This is a genomic window from Nostoc sp. C96 (assembly GCF_059384975.1).
The window spans coordinates 3,511,061-3,531,124 of sequence record NZ_CM182020.1 but is presented as its reverse complement, the minus strand read 5'-3'; the positions used below and the strand labels follow the sequence as shown (position 1 = coordinate 3,531,124).

Genomic DNA, 20,064 nt, shown 5'->3' with positions numbered 1-20,064 from the left:
CCTGTCAGATAATGATCTGCTGCTTAAATCCCGATTGTCCAAATCCCCTAAATCCCAAAGGAAAGCAGTTATGCCAAACTTGTAGCACCCCCTTGGTGCCACTATTAAGAAATCGCTTTCGGGTGATTCGGGTGCTTTCCGATGAGGGGGGATTTGGCAGAACTTATTTATCTGAAGATACCGATAAACTCAATGAACTGTGTGTAATTAAGCAATTAGCACCGAAATTTCAAGGAACTTGGTCGCAGAAAAAAGCAATGGAGTTATTTGCAGAAGAAGCCAAGCGACTGCAAGAACTCGGCGAACATCCGCAAATTCCCACACTAATTGCATACTTTGAACAAGATAACTGCCTTTATTTGGTGCAACAGTTTATTAATGGGCAGAACTTGTTAAAAGAGTTACAACAGCGCAAAGTCTATAAAGCGAATGAAATTCAAGCAATTTTACTTGATTTACTGCCTGTACTCAAATTCATTCACGATCGCGGTGTGATTCACCGAGACATTAAACCAGAAAATTTAATTCGCTGTCGATATGATGGGCGCTTAAGTTTGATTGATTTTGGTTCTTCTAAGCAATTAACCGAAAAAGTCAAGAATAAAAATGGTACATCCATTGGTTCGCATGGTTATTCTCCACTGGAACAAATCAGAGATGGGAAAGCTTACCCCGCTAGTGATTTGTTCAGTTTGGGCGCTACCTGTTTTCATCTGCTAACAGGAACATCCCCTTTTCAATTGTGGATGGAACATGGCTATGGCTGGGCGAACAGTTGGCGGGAATATTTGCGTAGTCCTTTGTCGCCAGAATTGGAAGGGGTGATGACAAAGCTGTTGCAAAAAGACTTAAGCCAACGCTACCAGTCAGCCGATGAAGTGATTAAAGATTTGATTCCCTCACTCCCACGCGCCTTACCCGCCGCTGGACAATCATCAGGAAAATTCACCGTAACTCAACCAAGGTCAAAGTTCTCCTTTAAATATGCTTTTGTCAAAAGTTTAGTTTTAGGCGCTGCTTTCATTTTGTTATTTGGTTTTAGTGATACTTGGTATCAAAAATATCACCAAATTCAAACTAGTTTGTTATCGAGACTAAAGCCAGGAAACTACAGTCCTACTCAGGGTGAAGTTGTTTTTGGTCAGTCACCCAATGTTCCCGTTAAAAATATTTCCTTAGCTAACACCCTCAAAGGAACAGCAAAATCTGTTGTCTCTGTCGCCATTAGTCCCGATGGGCGGACAATTGCTAGTAGTGGCGAAGGGGAACGCATAATTAAAATGTGGAATCTGACCACAGGAAAAGAAATACTAACCCTGAGTGGACATTCGCAAAAAGTTAATGCTGTGGCTATTAGTCCCAATGGCAAAACTTTGGTCAGCGGTAGTGATGATCAAACTATTAAAGCCTGGAATTTGGCAACAGGTAAAATAGTCTACACACTAACAGGACATACTGATTCCATTCAAGCATTAACAATTAGTCCCAATGGGAAAATTTTGGTGAGTGGTAGCGATGACAACACTCTCAAAGTTTGGAATTTAGGCACAGGAAAGCTAATTCGCACACTTAAAGGACATAAATATTGGGTGCGGTCAGTTGCTATTAGCCCAGATGGACGTAACTTAGCCAGTGGAAGTTTTGATAAAACCATTAAACTTTGGCATCTTTATCAAAATGACCCAGCCCGCACACTGACGGGAAATCCCAATACAATCACATCAGTAGCATTTAGTCCTGATAGTACCACCTTAGCCAGTGCCAGCCGCGATCGCACTATTAAACTTTGGGATGTCGCATCCGGCGAAGTTATTCGCACCTTAACAGGTCATGCAAACACCGTTACCTGTGTGGCTTTTAGCCCAGATGGTATGACATTAGCCAGTGCCAGCCGCGATCGTACCATCAAACTTTGGAATTTAGCCACAGGAGAAGTCTTAAATACATTAACAGGTCATGCAGATACAGTGACATCTGTCGCTTTTAGTGTTGATGGTAAGACTATTATCAGCGGCAGCGAAGATAATACCATCAAGGTTTGGCGTGTATCACAGTAAAGATGGCTTTTGGGTGATTGTATTTTAGTTTGTAGTGAGAGCGATCGCGTTTTATCCTTGAAGCTTCGGGTTTAAAACGCGACAGTTCAGGCTTGAAATGAGAATGTTCCTGTTCAAAACAAGAACGTTTTAGTTTGAAACTAGAATGCTTTAGTTTGAAACGAGAATATTCCTGTTTCAAATGAGAATGCTTTAGTTTGAAACGAGAATATTCCTGTTTCAAACGAGAACGTTCGAGTTCAAAAGCTGAAATTTGGTGTTCATAACTCAAAATGACACCATCAAAACACATCTAAAACTCTTCTTTGCGCCTTTGCGCCTTTGCGTGAGACAAAAATAGAGGACACAGAGAACACAGAGGGAGAGAAAAGAGGTGGTAATTTATCTACCAAAGATTTCATTGACTGTAATTGTGACATCAGAGAAACCTGGAATTGACAAACTTTCTCCACCAGCAAACTTTTGTATATGCTGATATCCTGTGGCGGTTGGTTGTTGATAAACTTCCACAACTTGCTCATTAATATCTACTAACCAAACCGCAATTATATTTGCTTCTGCATACAAAGGAATCTTTTCTTCTCGGTCATACATTATTGTTGAATCAGCAACTTCAATTAGTAAGAAAATATCTTGAGGTTGGGGGTGTGCGGTTGCATAAAAATCATCACGGGGTTTGAGTAATGCTACATCTGGCTGCGGTTGTGAATTATCGCTCAGTTCCACAGGGTCTTGAATAGCAATGAGAACTCTATCCCTTAACTTACTAGACAAGAGTTTATTTAAGCACTTTACACAAGCAGCGTGTTTTGTCCCAATAGGCGACATCTCAACAATTTCTCCCCGGATTAATTCAACTCGGTCATCTTCTGTGAGAATCCCCAACTCAAACATTTTGTGGTATTGCTGCACTGTGAATTTATATCTTAATAACTGCACAGTCATCACCGCCTCCACAGTCGCTTGTATTTTAATTATGTAATATCAATGACTGGAGCAAGCTAAAATACTCCTGAATCTTTGTGGTTAAAGCTCGATACTTACAGTTATTTTAAGAATAGATATACAATGCTTCTCGGATAAAGGTTGATTCATTCTAGATGCAGATCCCCCCGCCTACGGCGACCCCCTTAAAAAGGGGGTAAACAGAAAAATAGCCCCCCTTTTTTAAGGGGGGTTGGGGGGATCTGCAAGAACTCATAACGCTAAACCGAAAAGTATTGGGATAAGTGAGTTTTTTCTGTTGCCTTTTACTCTATGACAGCAATTACATTAAACCTAAATTCTATAATTCAACTCACAAGAGAACAATTTTATCAACTCTGTGAAGAAAATCCCGATTTAAAATTAGAACGCAATGCCCAAGGAGAATTAATTATCATGCCACCCACGGGAGGAGAGACAGGCAAAAGCAATTCTCATGTTAATGGTCAAATATGGTTCTGGAATGATCAAAATCAGTTAGGCGAAGTATTTGATTCATCTACTGGGTTTACTTTACCAAATGGTGCTGACCGTTCGCCCGATGTTTCTTGGGTAGCAAAATCTCGTTGGGATGCGTTAACGAAAGAGCAAAAAGAAAAATTTATTCCTCTGTGTCCTGATTTTGTCATTGAGATACTCTCACCTAATGACAGCTTAAAGAAAACTCAAAATAAAATGCAAGAGTATATGGAAAATGGCTGTCGTTTAGGTTGGTTGATTAATCGCAAACAACAAGAAGTAGAAATTTATCGTCCGGGAAAAGCTGTGGAAATTCTCAAATCACCTCAAATCCTTTCCGGTGAAGATGTGCTACCTGGATTTATCCTCAGTATGCAGAGAATTTGGGCGTGATGTCAGCAGGAATTTATGAGATTGAAATGAGAGAACAATGCTACATTGCTCAATTACAAATTCCGAATTAATATAACTTTCTCCTCACTCTCTGTACCTCTGTGCCTCTGTGTGAACCTTAAAATTTTTATTTTTAACTATTCCGCTAACGATATGTTTCTTTTAAAAACTTTGCATAATTTCCCCGCACAGTCATAGTATGAGGATGACCCACACCCAAACTACGCTCACAAATTGCCAAGGCTTGCTGAAAAAGAGGTTCGGCTTCACTGTACCTTCCTGTTGAATGGTAGAATAATGCCAAATTATTGAGGCTAGTAGCAACATCGGGATGTTCTTTTCCTAACAGGCGTTGTCTGAGTTCTAAAGCTTGCAGATACAGAGGTTCGGCTTCACTGTACCTCCCTGTCGCACGGTAGAGTGCTGCCAGATTATTCAGGTTAGTAGCGACATCGGGATGTTCTTTTCCTAACAGGCGTTTCAAAAGTTCTAAAGCTTGCAGATACAGAGGTTCGGCTTCACTGTACCTTCCTGTCGATTCGTAGAGTTCTGCCAGATTATTCAGGCTAGTAGCGACATCGGGATGTTCTTTTCCTAACAGGCGTTGTCTGAGTGCTAAAGCTTGCAGATACAGAGGTTCGGCTTCACTGTACCTTCCTGTCGCACGGTAGAGTAATGCCAGATTATTTAGGCTAGTAGCGATATCAGGATGTTCTTTTCCTAACAGGCGTTGTCTGAGTTCTAAAGCTTGCAGATACAGAGGTTCGGCTTCATTGTACCTTCCTGTCGCACGGTAGAGTTCTGCCAGATTATTCAGGCTAGTAGCGACATGGGGATGTTCTTTTCCTAACAGGCATTTCAAAAGTTCTAAAGCTTCCTGAAAAAGAGGTTCGGCTTCACTGTACCTTCCTGTCGATTCGTAGAGTGCTGCCAGATTATTCAGGCTAGAGGCGACATAGGGATGTTCTTTTCCTAACAGGCGTTGTCTGAGTTCTAAAGCTTCCTGAAAAAGAGGTTCGGCTTCACTGTACCTTCCTGTCGCAAGGTAGAGTTCTGCCAGATTATTCAGGCTTTGTGCGACATGGGGATGTTCTTTTCCTAACAGGCGTTTCAAAAGTTCTAAAGCTTCCTGAAAAAGAGGTTCGGCTTCACTGTACCTTCCTGTCGCACGGTAGAGTTCTGCCAAATTATTTAGGCTAGTGGCGACATGGCGATGTTCTGCACCAAGGCGACGTTTAATTGATTCTAAACACTGACTTAACCAAGGTTCTGCATCTTTATACAATCCTTGTCCTTGATAAAACCAACTTAATCCGGTAAAAGCCCAAATTAAATCTTCATCCTTAATGAATGCTGTTAAATGATTAGTAGCTTCTGCTAGATGAGAAATCAGGGGTGTGAGTTGTTGAATTAAATAAAGGCTAGGCTGTTGAGGGATTTGCTTTGCTATTTCTACCATCTGCACGGCATAAACTGTCTTCACCTCATCTGCATCACTTGACTCATCCAACTTTATTTGGAAATATTGCCGAATTAGAGGATGTAAACGAGAAATTCCTTTACTTTGCCGTTGTAATAAATGCAGTTTTAGCAAATCAGCAATGGCTTTCTCTTGAGTTTCTTGCTGTTCATCATCTTCCATTTCTTCCACATCAAAAGGAATATCAGCCAAAGCATATAAACTTAGCCGACAACCAAGTTCTTTTGCTTTCTCATCCAACTGTTCCCAACTCAAATCAAAAGCTTCAGCTACACCGTACTCATAACGCATCAACGGGTTAGCTTTAGCCATTGCTTCATGTTCCAGCCGCTTTCTCTCTAACCGTTTCAACAGAGTTTGCAGTAATAAATCTGGCATTGTATCCAGATATCGTCCCACCAACTCTAAAGCTAAAGGCAAATATCCCAAGAATTTACAGATTTCTCTCGCCACTAAAGGCTCATTTTTGAGTCTGTCTCTCCCCACCAGCGACTTTAATAATTGCATCGCCGCCAATGGTTTAAGAACACCGAGGCTTAATTGCGGTAGAGTTCTATCAGATCCCAGGCGAGTTGTAAGCAATACTTTAAACTTTGATGAGTTCGCAGGGAGATAAGGCTTAACTTGGGTTTTGTAGTCTGTGACATCATCAAACACCAGCAAAACATCCCCAGCATCCCACCTATCCCAGCAAAGTTTTACCCGGTCTACTAATTCCCTATCATCCGGCGCAATAAATTTAAACTTCGCTTCCGCAAATCTCAGAATTTGAATCCCTATATCAATACCCTGTGCTGATAACCAGCAAACCCCACCAGAATATTTTTGCAAATTTTGTTGAGCATACTGGGTTGCGAGTTCAGTTTTCCCCACACCACCCATCCCCGCCACCGCGACAATAGCAACTTGCTGAGATTGTTGTATCATCTCGTGCAGTCGTTGTAATTCCGCTTCTCTCCCAACAAACCTTTCCCAAGGTACAGCCGGGGGGATATTGTGCTGAATTTCTTTTTTCGGCTGGGTATCGCTGACACCTTTAGATTTTTTTGTTAGGTAAGCCTTTAATGTTTCCAGTTTTCCGCGTTTAGAGGTAGCTAACTCAGGACAACTCCCAGCAAACTTGTCATACACCTCAGTCATGCGCTTTTTGAACGCCGCCGCACTGATATTAATCTCGCTGGCTAGTTTCGCTTCACTTTTACCGGAGTTTTCCGCTTGTAACCTGACTACAAAGGCCGCCGTTTGCTCTGGGGATAACTCATGAGTAGCAGCTTCTTTTGTTAAAAACTCATCCCATTGCATAGACAGCCTGAAAAAATCTACTTGATTCTACTTATTTTCTATTTTGCTTCTACTTTATCTCTATTTCCCAGGAATTTCCGGCTGTGATGGCAAGAATACGATTTACACAGTCGAGTTTTTCACAAAGTTAACCATGAATAACACTTCTACTAACTCCCAAACTTCACAGTTAATTCCCGCAACTTCCCCAGTAATTGAAAAACCTTCTGCTTGGATACGCGATGGGTACAGTCCAACAGAAATCATTCTTGCAGCAGCAATTTTAACTTCCTTATTAATGGGCGGAACGGCTACTGTAATTATGGCAATGACTGGGTTAGTCAAAACTGTAGTCCCAAGACAAAAAAGAAAGTAGTCGCTTGTTAACTACCAGTACCATTAGCCAGTGAGTTTAATCGCTGGCTAATGGATATACCTTATGTCACCGAGAATTGATATAACCATCGAGGCGATCGCACAACCTTAGAAAATCTACCTGTATTAGTCCGATATAATATTGTGTCATTCTTTGTTTTCCTAACTGGAGAAACCAATGGGTCGCGCCAAAAAGGTTGTCTTAGCATATTCAGGTGGTGTAGATACTTCTGTGTGCATTCCTTACCTCAAGCAAGAGTGGGGTGTGGAGGAGGTGATTACTCTCGCAGCAGATTTAGGCCAGGGAGATGAATTAGAGCCAATTAAAGAAAAAGCGCTCAAATCGGGTGCTAGTGAGTCTCTGGTAATTGATGTCAAAGACAGCTTTGTGAAAGATTACGCTTTCCCGGCGATTCAAGCTAACGCCCTTTACGAAAATCGCTATCCTCTAGGAACGGCGCTGGCTCGTCCTTTAATTGCCAAGATATTAGTAGAAGCAGCAGAGAAGTATGGTGCTGATGCGATCGCACATGGTTGTACTGGTAAGGGTAATGATCAGGTACGCTTTGACGTTTCCTGTGCTGCCTTAAATCCCAGCCTGAAAATTTTAGCACCCGCGCGGGAATGGGGTATGAGCCGGGAAGCAACCATCGCTTATGGGGAAAAGTTTGGTATTCCTGCACCTGTGAAAAAATCTTCGCCTTTCAGTATTGATAAAAACTTACTCGGTCGCAGTATTGAAGCGGGTGTGTTGGAAGATCCAGCCGCCGAACCCCCAGAAGAAATTTATCAGATGACAAAAGCGATCGCAGATACTCCCAATGAGCCAGAATATATTGAGATTGGCTTTACCAAAGGTATACCCACAACCGTCAACGGTACAGCTAAAAACCCCGTTGAATTAATTGAAACACTCAACGAGTTAGCAGGCAATCATGGCATCGGTCGCATTGACATGATTGAAAACCGCTTAGTAGGCATCAAATCACGGGAAATCTACGAATCACCAGCCATGATCGTTTTAATTCAAGCCCACCGTGATTTAGAAAGCCTCACCTTAACCGCAGATGTCACCCACTACAAGCGCGGTATTGAAGACACTTATACCAAATTGGTCTATAACGGTTTGTGGTACAGTCCCCTAAAAGCCGCCCTAGATGCTTTCATTCACCAAACACAAGAACGCGTTTCGGGAACAGTGCGGGTGAAACTGTTCAAAGGTAACGCCACTATAGTTGGCCGCTGGAGTGACAACACACTTTACACCCCCGACTTAGCCACCTACGGCGCAGAAGACCAATTTGACCACAAAGCCGCCGAAGGCTTTATCTACGTTTGGGGTCTTCCCACCCGTATATGGGCGCAACAAGATAGATAAACTGGCTAATTAATAGATAAATTACGCAATGTGCGATTTTATCTCAAACCTAACCCCCAACCCCTTACGCCAGTTGCTACAACGGGGGAAACCCTCCGAAGTTTGCTCAACGGGGGAAACCCCCGCACGCAACTTCTCTCCGCAATGCACTGGCTCCCCTACAAGGGAAGGGGAGCCAGAATTAAAGCCTCTCTCCGTTGCGGGGAGAGGTTTGGAGAGGGGTTTTAAAAATAAGTCGCACATCGCGTTAAATGATGTTTCGCGCCTTTGCGTCTCTGAGCGAAACATTTTTTTATGCAGATAATTTTAAACACATCGGTGTTGAAATCTATGCTTTTTGTTACGGAAATCTGGTCAAAAAAATAAGTTATGTATGATATGTTAGGGATTTTAAATTATGCCAATAAATATTAACATTTAAAACGTGATACCCTTGCTGTGAGAGATTTACAAAGAATATTCTGAGTTAAAAATAATGCTGGAAAACAGCAATAATTGATACAACTGCTAATTTTTGAAAACTAGTCTTCATTACAACTTTAAAAATGATTTAGTCGCACAATGGGGGCAGAGAAAGATTACTAAATATTTGCGCTCGGAGACGAATAATGGTAGCGATCGCAGAAAATGTTCAGCATCGGCTTACTGTCCAAACTGTAGAAATTGCCCCAAACACCACGGCGATTCGCTGTCTTGACTGGGATCGCGATCGCTTCGATATCGAATTCGGATTGCAAAACGGTACGACTTACAATTCTTATTTAATTCGGGGCGAACAAACAGTTTTAATTGACACTTCTCACCAGAAGTTTCGCCAACTGTATTTAGACACCCTCAAAAGTATCGTCAACCCCAAGACTATTGATTACATTATTGTCAGCCACACAGAGCCAGACCATAGTGGCTTGGTGGAAGATGTATTGCAATTAGCGCCGCGAGCCACTGTTTTAGCTTCTAAAATTGCCTTGCAATTCTTAGAAGGTTTGGTACATGATCCTTTTTCCAAGCGGATTGTGAAAAGTGGCGATCGCATTGATATTGGCAAAGGTCACGAAATTGAATTCGTGAGCGCGCCTAACTTGCATTGGCCTGATACCATCTTTAGTTTTGATCGCAAAACCCAAACCATCTATACTTGCGATGCTTTTGGGATGCACTTCTGTGACGATCGCACCTTTGATGAAGATTTAGAAGCGATCGAAGCTGACTTTAGGTTTTATTATGACTGTCTCATGGGGCCAAATGCGCGATCGCTATTGAATGCGATGAAGCGGATGGGCGAACTCGGCAAGATTAAAATCATCGCAAACGGTCACGGGCCTTTACTTTATCATCATCTAGATATCCTCACCGAGTGCTATCAAAGCTGGAGCCAAAGACAAGCCACCGCCTTAACCACCGTTGGCTTATTCTACGCTTCTGATTATGGTTATAGCGATCGCCTCGGTCAAGCCATTTCTGAAGGCATTCAAAAAACTGGCGTTGGTGTAGAAATGCTCGACATCAGCACCGCCGAAGCTCAAGAAATTCAAGAACTCGCAGGTAGAGCCGCAGGTATTATCATTGGAATGCCTCCTTCTACTTCCGTTGCGGCGCAAGCTGGGATCAGTTCCTTAATATCAGTCGCTAAAGACAAACAATTCTTTGGCTTGTTTGAATGCTTTGGTGGTGATGATGAACCAATCGATACCCTGCGCCGGAAATTTATCGACTCAGGTGTCAAAGAAGCCTTCCCAGCAATTCGGATTAAACAGGCTCCTTCTGCATCCACATATCAATTATGTACAGAAGCTGGCACAGACTTAGGACAAGCCGTCACCCGTGAACGTAACATCAAGCAAATCAAAGCTCTTGATGTGAACATGGAAAAAGCCTTGGGACGGATTAGCAACGGCTTATATATTGTTACAACCAAAAAAGGTGATGTCAGTAGTGCGATGTTGGCTTCTTGGGTGAGCCAAGCCAGCTTGCAACCGTTAGGATTTACAATTGCCGTTGCTAAAGACCGCGCCATTGATGCTTTGATGCAAATAGGCGATCGCTTTGTGCTGAACGTCTTAGAAGAAGGTAACTATCAAGAACTGAAAAAACAATTCCTCAAACGCTTACATCCCGGTGCTGATAGATTCGCAGGTGTGAAAACCCAAACCGCCAAAAACGGTTCACCCATTTTGACAGATGCTCTCGCATACATGGAATGTGAAGTGCAAAGCAGTATGGAGTGCAGCGACCACTGGATTTTGTATTGCACAGTCCAAGACGGTCGTGTTTCCAAACCCGATGGCTTAACCGCAGTTCGCCATCGCAAAGTAGGTAATTACTACTAAATCAAGTCTGAATTATGAAGTCTGAAGGATGAATTGTTATGACTTCACACTTCATACTTCAATACGGTTCGGTTAAGATCCCCCCGCCTACGGCGACCCCCTTAAAAAGGGGGTAAAAGATAATTTTCCGCCCCCCTTAAAAAGGGGGGTTGGGGGGATCTCAAAATACTAAAACGTTAACCGAAGCGTATTGGGTAACAGACAACAGCATAAAAAGACTTTCCTATTTCCAACTTCATACTACCCTGTGGGAAGCCACCCAAAGGGTGTCTACACACTTCATACTTCATCATGTCTTTTACAGATTTTATTCAATCCGTTAAAGCTCGGTTTTTCCCCTTTTTATCTCCACATCACCCAACACCTATGAGCGATTCCAAACCCCGTGACGTACAGGTTTTTCCCATTGCGACAAACACCAGAGTTCTCAGAGCGCGTAGTCAGTCACGTTTGCGGTTTGAAATTGAATACGCATTAGAAAGAGGTACAACCTCTAATTGCTATGTCCTTGAAGGTGATAAAACTGCGATTATTGACCCACCTGCTGATACCTTCACCACAATTTTTTTGGAAGCGTTACAGCAGACCATCCATTTGAAAAAATTAGATTATGTTATTCTGGGACATTTTAGCCCTAACCGAGTGGGAACCCTCAAAGCATTACTGGAAGTTGCTCCCCAGATTACCTTTGTTTGTTCACTACCTGGTGCAGCTAATTTAAAGGCGGCTTTTCCAGATGATAGTTTAAATATTTTGGTGATGCGAGGGAAAGAAACCCTAGATTTAGGTAAGGGTCATGTGTTGAAATTCTTCCCCACTCCCAACCCCCGCTGGCCAGAAAGTCTTTGCACCTACGACCAGCAAACCCAAATTTTGTTCACTGATAAACTTTTCGGCGCACATATCTGCGGTGATGAAGTTTTTGATGACAACTGGGAACAAATCAAAGAAGACCAACGTTACTACTACAACTGTTTGATGGCTTCTCAAGCGAAGCACGTCGAAGCAGCTTTAGAAAAAATTTCTGATTTCCAAGTGCGGATGTATGCAGTTGGTCACGGGCCGATAGTTCGCACTAGCTTAATTGAACTGACCAAAGCATATAGCGACTGGAGCCGTTCTCAAAGAGATCGAGAAATTTCGGTGGCGTTACTATATGCCTCCGCTTACGGCAATACTGCCACATTAGCACGAGCGATCGCTTTGGGATTAACTAAGGGCGGCGTTGAAGTTCAATCTATCAACTGCGAATTTGCCAGTTCTGAAGAAATCCAGGCGGCGGTAGAAAAATCAGACGGTTTCATTATCGGTTCCCCTACTATCGGCGGTCATGCACCCACACCTATTCATAGTGCTTTGGGCATTGTCCTGAAAGTTGGCGATAACAACAAAGTTGCGGGTGTCTTCGGTTCCTACGGCTGGAGTGGCGAAGCCGTGGAAATGATTGAAGGTAAATTGCGCGATGCTGGCTATCGCCTTGGTTTTGAAACCTTAAAAGTTAAATTCAAACCCGACGATGTTACCCTCAAATTCTGCGAAGAACTCGGTACAGACTTCGCCCAAAATCTCAAAAAAGCCAGAAAAATCCGTGTTCCTCAACAAGCTGCAACACCAATAGAACAAGCAGTAGGCCGCATCGTGGGTTCAGTTTGTGTAATCACCGCCAAGCAAGGTGATGTTTCTACCGGAATGTTGGGCGCTTGGGTATCACAAGCCACCTTTAACCCACCAGGTTTAACTGTAGCGATCGCCAAAGAACGCGCCATAGAATCTCTCATGTATCCTGGTGGTAAGTTTGCCTTAAATATTTTGGCAGAAGGCAATCAACAAGAATATATGAAGCATTTCCGCAAGAACTTCGCTCCAGGCGAAGATAGATTCGCCAACTTTGGCACCACTGCGGCTGACAATGGTTGCACAGTTCTTACCGATGCTCTCGCCTACGTCGAATGCTCAGTTGAACAACGTATGGAATGTGGCGACCATTGGGTAGTTTACGCCACTGTTGACAACGGTAAATTAATTAAACCGGATGCGGTAACAGCAATTAATCACCGCAAAACAGGTACTCATTACTAACAAATTTCCCTTTTCCCTACCGCCCTGCGGACATTTACAATAAAAGCCAGTGCTGAATTTTCTAGGCAGCACTGGCTTTTTTTTGTTCCGTCACTAGATGTGATTTTTCCTAAATTTTGATGAGTATTTGTAGGGTAGACATTCTCTCGTAAAACCTCAATAAATCCAGAATATAGTATTTAATGCCTATCTTACAAAAAGCCAGGAATTAGTCAAAATTTCCTCTAAAGTTCTCAACTTCACGTCTAACTCTTCTGGGTGCGTCATTGTAGGGAACTTCCTGACATCCCCTTCTACCTCGGAACCAGTAATAGCCATCAGCATTGGTGACGTATCTGTCTCTGGGACAGGCATAAAAAACTCTAGGACGACGTTGACCGCCATTGATAAATTCAGATGCTTCATTGTCTAATTCTTGGAGTAAAGTAGAGGTTTCACTCATGATTTTTCCCTCCGATTTGACTAATTTAGTTAATTTTGCAATGATTAACAAAACAAATTTTTGTTCTGTACAAACTTAATATTCACTGCACGTAGTTTAAATAGTTCACTACTAATATATCGTCATACTATATGTATAATAAATTTAGTTAAAGTTAATTCTCTAGATAGAAGTATTCCAAAAATAAACTATTCGCATCTCTATTGCTTTCGCTCATCGGCGGTTTTCAATCCTTGCTCAAATTCATCAATAGCTTGAATTGAATCTGAAATTGTCAGACATTGTTCTAGCAAAGAAATATCTAATTCTGGCAGTATTTCACTTTGAGAGAGAGGTTCATACCCGTAAGTGTCAGGGTAAACAGTGGCTTGCTCTTTCTGAGAATTGTCTCGTAAATGATATAACTTAAACTGATTTCTCTCCCAAAACCAGACTTCTGTAACTCCTAATCTACGGTAGATTTCCAGTTTGCTGACACTGCCACTTGTTAAAACTACTTCTATGGCTAAATCTGGTACTTTTTTCTCTTCACCTATACAGTAACACTCGTCTGGTTCTGCACCAGCTTTTTTTGCTTTGTTTTTAAAAGTAGAACTTCCCATAGGTACAAACCGAATGCGCTTGCTGTAAAAGAAACGCTCTAACAGCATCCCTAAATTCGTTTTGATTTTTTCATGTCTGATTGATGGCGACACGATTTCTAATATTCCATCTAAATAATTAACACGGTAATGAGAGTTATTTTCTAGTTTCGCCAATAGCGATTCATAGCTGTCCCAACTCACACCACTACTGATAAACCTTTCTTCTGGGTCGTTACTATGACCTAATTCTGGCTCATCAATTAGTTCTTTCAGGCTGCTGACCATTGTCATTTCTCCTGTTAATTTTTATATGGTAAATTGAACTGAGCGATCGCACAAATCAATTTTGATAAGCTTGGCATTGTTGGGTTACACTGCGTTTCACCCAACCTACATTTATTTTATTTTTATAAGTAAAACTTATTTAAGTATATTTCAGTAATAAATCGGTATTAAAATCAGACATTATCGCATTAAAATGCTTTTAATTAATGTATAAAAAGAGGCATATCATATTATTTAATGAGTAATAATTTTAATACTGTCAAAGAAGTAAAACAGTGGAGAAACTTTCGATTTAATGATCAACTCTACGATTTATCACATCTTAATGCACACTGGGCTGAATATCTTGACGACAGAGACGAGAGTAATCCAATTACATACAAGTTTATAGTAACGTATGGCTTACACTGCTTCACTAAAGAATCAAATGAGCTTTCCACCAGTACCGAATCACAATTATTGATATACCACGCACCAAACGAGTCCAGACAATTCAATTTTGAGAGATATGAACTCTCAAAGCAGTTACCTAGCATTATTAAGTCACTACATGAAAAGACAACATTAGTCTGCCACGCAGGTTACGGTAGGTTTGCAATTGTTAAAGTTTTAAATTCAAACAGTATTGAGGTTGATTATTTTGTTGTTTTCACAGTATTTAAAGAAAGCAAAAAACTTAGATTACAGGCGTTGCATAATAGAGGGATGACTTGAGGGTATCTACTGTGCAATGTCCATACTGCGGATCTACGAAAATTCGTAAGAACGGAAAGCGAAGAAGTAAACAAAATCACATTTGCGTATCATGCGCTCGCCAATTTATTGATTTGTACGAGCCACCAAAAGGATATTCTGAGGAATTGAAACAAGAATGCTTAAAAATGTACCTTAACGGTATGGGTTTTCGTGGGATTGAACGAGTCAAAGGAGTACATCATACTACTATTATTTATTGGGTCAAACAATTGGGAGAGAAACTTCCGGACGTACCGAAAGAAGATGTAATTCCAGAAGTTGGAGAACTTGATGAATTAGAGACATTTGTTGGTTCAAAAAAAACAAAATTTGGTTATGGACAGCAGTAAATCACTTTACTCAAGGTATTTTAGCCTGGGTTTTGGGAGACCATAGTGCCGAAACTTTTGAGCCATTGTGGAAAATTGCTAAACAATGGAAAAGCTATTTTTATGTGACAGATGGCTGGAAAGTTTACCCAAGCTTTATTCCAGATGGAGACCAAATTGTCAGTAAAACATATATGACACGAGTTGAAAATGAAAACACTAGGCTTAGACATTATTTAGCACGCCTTCACCGAAAAACTTTATGCTATTCCAAGACAGAAGAAATGCTGAGATACTCGGTTAAATTATTACTTCATTATTTGAAGTATCAAACTGTACCTACATAAATCGATTCATCCCTTCATTCAGCAACGCCAGATTACATATTATGAGTGCTTACCCTAAAGACGAACGCATAGGTAAAGTAAAAAAAGTAAGCTTTTTCATCATAGCCAAAAACTTATTGAATAATAAAAAATTACCGAGTTCATAAATAACAAAGGCTCCTTGAGGAGCCTTCGCCAAAAAATTTTTTTTGGTATTCAGAACGTCTTTACCGGAATTCCTCGACCTCTAAGGGTAACGGGATGTCATGTTCAAAACATGTCTGCTGCATCCATATCAATAGTATAGTGCATACTTCTAATTGGGTCAAGTCAAGTAACAATAGTTTAATGGCAACTGTTTAGCCCACATTCCGCAGGTGATTTGTAAATCTGGCTATTTTCCATAACCCATATAGAGCAATGCTTTGAGGTATTTAACCTTTATTCTGCATTCTGCGATCGCAACTGAGTTGAGCGTCAAAATGAAGCTTATTGATACTATTCTCAATAAATTTAGTCTGTTTGACCTTCCATACTTCTATAACCCCCTATAGATAATAAAAAGCCTGAAGTGTTTGTAAAAGTTGAGTTTTAGCCATTTTGTAAAAATTTGGATTTTGGCAAAAATACCTGCGGAGAGCAAAATTTTGAGTATATTTACTCATGCGGAATATGGGGTTTAGGAAAGTTTTCGACCAAAATAACGATAATTTCTTTGCTGACCTGCAAAAATCAAAATATTAGTTGTAGGATAAGTCAATTGCTCATCCCACAAAACTGTAAAAATCCATTGTAATTATTAACTACGCTGCCAGATTTTAATGGTTTTATCTAAGCTGGCGCTGACTAACATATCACCGGAAGTAGTGAAGGCTAAGGCTGTAACTATATTGCTATGTCCGGTAAATGTGCCAAGTAATTCTCCGGTGTTGAAATGCCATAGTTTAATGGTTTTATCTGCACTACCACTGGCGATAATTTGTTCGTCTGGACTAAGAGCGATCGCATATACTCGATCAGCATGGCCTTTGAGAGTGCGAATTAATCTCCCTGTCTCTAAATGCCAGATTTTGATTGTCTGATCCCAACTACCACTAATTAGCCACTGGCCATCAGCACTGATGGTTAAGGAACGCACAATGTGAGAATGTCCGGTTAAACTATGCAGTGGTTCGATTTCTTGCAGGGCGTTACATTCTGAGAGTTGGGCTGTTTTCCAGACTTTGATTTTGCGGTAACTACCAGTCACCAAGGTTTTGCCATCTGGACTCAAGGCGAGGGCATGGGCGGCTGTATCATCTAAAGATAGAGCGACCGCTACCTGACGATACATTAAATCCCAAAAAAGCACTTTTCGATCATCGCCACCAGTCGCTACCATTCGCCCATCGGGGGTAAAGGCTGTACAGCGCACTACACCATTATGTTTGTGCAGAATATCGATTAGTTCTGGTGCGCCGACGTGCCAAATTTTCACTGTGGAATCTGCGCCAACACTGACTAATGTATGACCATCGGGACTGAAAGAGATAGAATTCACATCATCCACTAACCTTGATGCTATCCAAGGAGATTCGGATAATGTATCAATTAATTCACCTTTGCTTAAATCCCATAATCTTGTTTCGCCGCGACTCCCACTAGCTAAAATTGGCATGACATTGCCATTGTGACAGCGAGAAGTAAAATCAAGGCAATGAATACCTTTTGTATGACCTTTTAATGTCTGCCAAAATTCCCAATCACCAATGATTTCTTTTTGGGGATGATCTGATGAAACAATTTGAATGTTTTCCGCGATCGTTTGCTCTTCAACTGTCGGCAATATATCTTTTTTAGTAGTCTTTTTCGCTGTTAATGACTCTAAATACCAACTTAATCCCCCCGCATATAACAAGTTACTAGGAGTAACAGATAATTTAGTTTCTGTGAATTCCAGTTGATAACTAGGCAAAAAGCCAGCAATTACAGCGTGCTTTTCATAGCCTAATTTGCCATTAGATGGATAAAACAGACACAAGAAAATTAATACTTGGTGGTTGAGTAAATCATCTTGCGTGACTGACCACCTAATTTTATCTTTCTTGATACCGTTAAAACTTTCTCCATCGGCAGCATAAACTAACACACTCTGTTTGGGATTATCAGCCAGGAAGTATGTAAATTTACTTTCACCACGTAAATTGCCTTCATCATCTAACACCATATTTTGGATAGTGTCTTGGGGCAACTTTTTCACTAATTTACCTAAACGTTCCGCCATCACTTGTTCAACAATTTGCTCTCGCAAAAGATAATCTTCGGCTTGTTGTTGAAAGTGTTTAGGGTAAGGAATCACCCTATCAGGCGGTTCGGGATATTCTGGCGGTATAGGCGGCGGATTTTTGGCGAGAATTTCGGCTTGGTGGCGCGAAAATTCTTGAATTTTTGCCAATGAATCACCCCAAAATGCCATAATTTCGCTGTGACAACCTTTAACTTGACTGTCTAATAAAGATAAGTCGTAAGTTTTAGGTTTTTTCACACGTTGAAGGAAATCAGCTTGCTGGGCTTTGAGTAAGCTAATCCAATCCATTTGCATTCCAACGGCACAATGTTGCATACCTACGGTAAGCTATACCAACGCAATGACTCAAGTTTATAACTTCTAGTAAAATAAAAATTCGGTAATCTTCGCAGTCTAACAGAACACATTTATGGATATGTATCTGTAAAATTCAGTGTGAGAACATCATTTAAATCTAGTCACAATGATCTAATTGATACCAATCTGGGATCAGCAAGCTGCTTGGAGATTGTTCAGAGAAACTTTTAGTTCAAACTTTTTTCCGACAATCTCAAATCAGCAATTGGTATGAGTTAGATAGAATTAAATGATGTCAAATAATTCTATCGAAACTAGAGAATAAGATACTGTTTCTAGGAAACAGTAATCTTGTTCAAGACGAGTATGATTTAAACAGAACTTGCAAGTTATTAGCATAGTTACTCAAATTCAAGCTGATAATAAATATTTTTGCTAAATTATTGAGATTATGCTCTCAAAGTTGCAGAAATATTTCCCATAATTGTGTATACTAAAAAGCTGCAAAAATGCGTGATGTAATAAGTATTTAGGAAATAGAATGATGATTGCGATCGCTTGATTCTAGCTGTTTAATTTTTTTCTGTAAATCAAATTCTTCATTACTCACGATCGTTTCTAAATTAGCTATTCTTTGCTCTAATAGTTTCAATTGCTGTGGTTGTAAAGAAGCAGCTTTGGATTTCTTATCATCAGCACGCCATATAGCGATTGTCCCAGCTGTAGCACCACCAATAGCAGCTAAAGGAAGTAGCGCACCACTTCTAGTCACAGCAGAAAGGGGAATACAAACTGCTAAAATACCCACTGTGATTCCCCAAATTCGTGTGGTAGATATTACTCTTACATCTTGAGATTTTTTAGTCATCAGTCTTGCTCTATATAGAGTTACTGACTAGATTCGCATGATCATCAGCAAAAATACCTCCTACGATGGGATTAATTAGTTGAGACTGGGTGTGTGGAGGTAAGGTTATGGGGGTGTAAGGGTTTTAAATACCTACGCCCTAGTTACTGAACGCATTCGAAGTACACTCTCATACCCCTCAACACTGCGCTAAAATTTGAACTTTTCGTTTTTTTGCGTAAGTCTTAACTTTGATAAAATCCCTGGAGCGAAAGTAATTACTAATTCAGCAATTAATCATGACAAGTGAATCATACATTTTTCTGGCTGGGGCAAGTCGTGGCGTTGGTAAAGAAATTGCCAACTGTTTAACAGCACAAAAACTCCCAGTCAAAGCACTTTTGAGAAATGAATCGGCTGCGGCTGAATTAACAGCAACAGGTGTTGAGGTAGTTATCGGTGATGCGTTGCATGTTAATGATGTGGAAGCAGCCATGATTACCAATGAACCAATCCATACTGTAATTAGTACGATTGGCGGTTTACCCACAGACACAGAAAAACCAGATTACCTGGCTAATAAAAATCTCATCGATGCTGCAATCAAAGCTAGAGTCCAAAAATTTATTCTAGTGACTTCTATTGGTACTGGTAATAGTATTGGCGCATTATCTCCACAAGCATTAGCTGCACTGCAATCAGTTTTAGTAGAAAAAGACAAAGCCGAACAATATTTAATTGCTAGTGGACTCACCTATACTATTATTCGTCCTGGTGGGCTGAAAACAGAACCCGCCACAGGCAATGGCATTTTAACCGAAGACACAGGTATTATTGGCAGTATCCATCGTGCCGATGTGGCGCAATTAGTTTGTCGTTGTTTAAATACTGAGCGTACCAATAATAAAATTTTGTCAGCAGTAGACAAAAATATGCTATTCGGACAAATAGAATTTGCCCCATTTAGTTTAGATTAGCGAGTAGGCAAGATAGCGCCAGAAATTGATATGCTAAAAACCGAGACCAGTGAAGCAGAGCAGAAATAATTTTAAAAAATCTTACCTCCTGCCTCCTGCCTCCTGCCTTCTGCCTCCTGTCTCCTGCCTTCATCATCATTTT

The 20,064-nt window shown here is 40.9% G+C and carries 15 protein-coding genes; 9 read left to right on the top strand and 6 right to left on the bottom strand.

What is annotated here, in order from left to right:
* Positions 1–11: 11 nt before the first annotated feature.
* Positions 12–2,057, top strand: coding sequence for a protein kinase domain-containing protein (locus AC504W_RS15000; RefSeq protein WP_494873115.1), 2,046 nt, complete (start codon positions 12–14; stop codon positions 2,055–2,057).
* Positions 2,058–2,438: 381 nt separating this feature from the next.
* Here the strand turns inward: AC504W_RS15000 and AC504W_RS14995 are convergent, their stop codons facing one another.
* Entirely contained in the window at positions 2,439–3,002 is a 564-nt protein-coding gene (locus AC504W_RS14995) for a Uma2 family endonuclease (protein ID WP_494873114.1), read from the bottom strand.
* 312 nt (positions 3,003–3,314) lie between these two features.
* Here AC504W_RS14995 and AC504W_RS14990 point away from each other — a divergent pair, with 312 nt between their 5' ends.
* Positions 3,315–3,893: a Uma2 family endonuclease gene (locus tag AC504W_RS14990; RefSeq protein WP_494873113.1), complete on the top strand. Its 579-nt coding sequence runs from the start codon at positions 3,315–3,317 to the stop codon at positions 3,891–3,893.
* A gap of 145 nt (positions 3,894–4,038) precedes the next feature.
* On the opposite strand, the gene AC504W_RS14985 is transcribed toward AC504W_RS14990, so the two are convergent.
* Positions 4,039–6,675, bottom strand: a complete 2,637-nt coding sequence (locus AC504W_RS14985; protein ID WP_494873112.1) for a tetratricopeptide repeat protein — start codon at positions 6,673–6,675, stop codon at positions 4,039–4,041.
* A 133-nt stretch (positions 6,676–6,808) separates the two neighbouring features.
* Here AC504W_RS14985 and AC504W_RS14980 point away from each other — a divergent pair, with 133 nt between their 5' ends.
* The 4 genes from AC504W_RS14980 (at position 6,809) to AC504W_RS14965 (ending at position 12,813) form a co-directional block, all read left to right on the top strand.
* The gene (locus tag AC504W_RS14980; RefSeq protein WP_494873111.1) at positions 6,809–7,030 is read left to right on the top strand and encodes a hypothetical protein; all 222 of its coding nucleotides are present in this window, start codon (positions 6,809–6,811) and stop codon (positions 7,028–7,030) included.
* Positions 7,031–7,207: 177 nt separating this feature from the next.
* Entirely contained in the window at positions 7,208–8,407 is a 1,200-nt protein-coding gene (locus AC504W_RS14975; RefSeq protein ID WP_494873110.1) for an argininosuccinate synthase, read from the top strand.
* 608 nt (positions 8,408–9,015) lie between these two features.
* Positions 9,016–10,734 (top strand): diflavin flavoprotein, encoded by a 1,719-nt coding sequence (locus AC504W_RS14970; RefSeq protein ID WP_494873109.1) that lies wholly within the window; start codon positions 9,016–9,018, stop codon positions 10,732–10,734.
* A gap of 366 nt (positions 10,735–11,100) precedes the next feature.
* On the top strand, positions 11,101–12,813 hold the full coding sequence (locus AC504W_RS14965; protein WP_494873108.1) for a diflavin flavoprotein: 1,713 nt from the start codon (positions 11,101–11,103) through the stop codon (positions 12,811–12,813).
* 208 nt (positions 12,814–13,021) lie between these two features.
* Here the strand turns inward: AC504W_RS14965 and AC504W_RS14960 are convergent, their stop codons facing one another.
* Both AC504W_RS14960 and AC504W_RS14955 read right to left on the bottom strand, forming a co-directional pair.
* Positions 13,022–13,255 (bottom strand): hypothetical protein, encoded by a 234-nt coding sequence (locus AC504W_RS14960; protein WP_494873107.1) that lies wholly within the window; start codon positions 13,253–13,255, stop codon positions 13,022–13,024.
* 200 nt (positions 13,256–13,455) lie between these two features.
* A complete protein-coding gene (locus AC504W_RS14955; protein WP_494873106.1) occupies positions 13,456–14,124 on the bottom strand; it encodes a Uma2 family endonuclease in 669 nt (222 codons plus the stop codon).
* Between the two features lie 237 nt (positions 14,125–14,361).
* Between AC504W_RS14955 and AC504W_RS14950 the strand changes: the two genes are divergently transcribed.
* A complete protein-coding gene (locus AC504W_RS14950; protein ID WP_494873105.1) occupies positions 14,362–14,838 on the top strand; it encodes a YjaZ family protein in 477 nt (158 codons plus the stop codon).
* A gap of 11 nt (positions 14,839–14,849) precedes the next feature.
* Positions 14,850–15,535, top strand: a protein-coding gene (locus AC504W_RS14945; protein ID WP_494873060.1) for an IS1 family transposase whose coding sequence is annotated in 2 segments (ribosomal slippage) — positions 14,850–15,189 and positions 15,189–15,535 — 687 coding nt in all. Because the reading frame shifts where the segments join, the coding sequence is not laid out codon by codon here.
* Positions 15,536–16,313: 778 nt separating this feature from the next.
* Here AC504W_RS14945 and AC504W_RS14940 read toward each other — a convergent pair.
* Complete coding sequence (locus tag AC504W_RS14940; RefSeq protein ID WP_494873104.1) at positions 16,314–18,089, bottom strand: WD40 repeat domain-containing protein; 1,776 nt, start codon at positions 18,087–18,089, stop codon at positions 16,314–16,316.
* A gap of 538 nt (positions 18,090–18,627) precedes the next feature.
* Positions 18,628–18,966, bottom strand: coding sequence for a hypothetical protein (locus AC504W_RS14935; protein ID WP_103126194.1), 339 nt, complete (start codon positions 18,964–18,966; stop codon positions 18,628–18,630).
* A 278-nt stretch (positions 18,967–19,244) separates the two neighbouring features.
* Between AC504W_RS14935 and AC504W_RS14930 the strand changes: the two genes are divergently transcribed.
* A complete protein-coding gene (locus AC504W_RS14930; RefSeq protein WP_494873103.1) occupies positions 19,245–19,922 on the top strand; it encodes an SDR family oxidoreductase in 678 nt (225 codons plus the stop codon).
* Positions 19,923–20,064: the final 142 nt, after the last annotated feature.